2 protein-coding genes are annotated in these 1449 nt (G+C 62.9%); both read right to left on the bottom strand.

What is annotated here, in order from left to right:
* Positions 1-39: 39 nt before the first annotated feature.
* A complete protein-coding gene (locus DWY05_RS09835) occupies positions 40-945 on the bottom strand; it encodes an IS3 family transposase (RefSeq protein ID WP_233504085.1) in 906 nt (301 codons plus the stop codon).
* The coding region (locus tag DWY05_RS09830) for a helix-turn-helix domain-containing protein (RefSeq protein WP_370448097.1) at positions 888-1449 on the bottom strand (562 nt) is incomplete at its 5' end. The genes DWY05_RS09830 and DWY05_RS09835, both read right to left, overlap by 58 nt.

Genomic DNA, 1449 nt, shown 5'->3' with positions numbered 1-1449 from the left:
TGAACTGCGCCCCAATTCTTGGACGGGCTAATAAGCGGCCTACGCCGCACATAGGGACTGATTCCGGAATTCCTCCGGGGTCAGTCCCTTCAGTTTAACCTGCCTCCTTCTCGTGTTCCAATGGATGATGTATTCGTCCAGGTCTCTCTTGAAGTCTTCGAAGCAAGGCCATTTTCTTCCGCGAAAGAACTCGTCCTTGATGTGGCCGAACACCTGCTCCGTCGCGCCGTTGTCGATGCAGTTGCCCTTCCGGGACATGCTCTGCACCACGCCGGCCTCCTCCAACCGCCTGCACCAACCGGCCTGCTGGTACTGCCAGCCCATGTCCGAGTGCAGGACCGGCCTGGAGCCCTCGGGCATCTTGGACACGAGCTGGTCGAGCAGCTCGTGCTGCTGGGCCATGTTGGGATGCAGCGACGTGGACCAGGCGACGATCTCCTTGCTGCCGAAGTCGTAGACCGGCGCGAAGTAGGCCTTGCCCCAGGGCTGCTTGAACTCGGTGACGTCGGTGCCCATCTTCTCCCACGGCCCGTCGGCGGCGAAGTCGCGCCCGATGACGTTCTCGAAGGTCTTTCCGACCTTGCCCCTGTACGAGTTGTACCTGTGGTAGTCGGTCTCGCGGCGGATCCCGCAGCTGATGCCCATCTCGCGCATCATCTTCAGCGTCGTCTTGTAGGCTATGCGCACGCCCTGCTCGGCGCGCAGGCACATGGCGATCTGCCTGTGGCCGCACCCGTTGGCGGTGCGCGAGAATATCTCGGCGGCGGCCTCCCAGAGCTCGGGCCTGGTGGGAGCCTTCGGGTGCGACAGCGCGTAGTAGTAGCTCGACCTCGCCAGGCCGGCGCACTCGAGCAGGTCGGCGAGGGGGTATTGCCCTGAAAGCCCGCTCACGACCGCGGCCTTCTCGCCGTTCGAGAGCGTTTCTCCGCCTTCAGGGCGATCGATTTTTTTAGGTAGGCGTTCTCCGCCTCGAGCCTCTTGATCCTGCGCTCGAGCTCTTGCTCGCGCGTCGTCTCCCCGGACGGGGAGCCGGACCCCCTCGGCCTCCCCCTGGGCTTTGGCCTGAGCGCCTCCGGGCCCTCCTCCCTGTAGGCCTTCAGCCATTTCTTGAAAGGGCTTGGCGAGGCTATCCCGAACTTCTCCATGGCCTCGGGCTTCGTCATGCCCTCGTCGACGACCGCCCTGACGGCGGCCAGCTTCGTCTCGAACGAATAGGCGGTGTGTTTCTTTCCCATCATGGCCAGAACCTCGATACCAACAGACCTGTAGGTGCACAGCCATTCTCTCACGGTTTCCTCCGGCATCCCGAGAAGGGCCGCGATCGCCGCGCGGCCGTGCCCCTCGTCGTGCAGCTCTGCCGCTCGCAGTCTCATCCCGACGTCGTACAAAGCGTTTCCAGCCATAAAAAAGCCTCCCATTTCTTGTGTCCAAGAAATGGGAGGCAGTTCA

The sequence above is a fragment of the Collinsella sp. AF23-4AC genome (genome assembly GCF_003462685.1).
Classification (GTDB): Bacteria; Actinomycetota; Coriobacteriia; order Coriobacteriales; family Coriobacteriaceae; genus Collinsella.
Note: the sequence above shows the minus strand (reverse complement) of the source record. Positions and strands in the feature narration are given on the sequence as shown.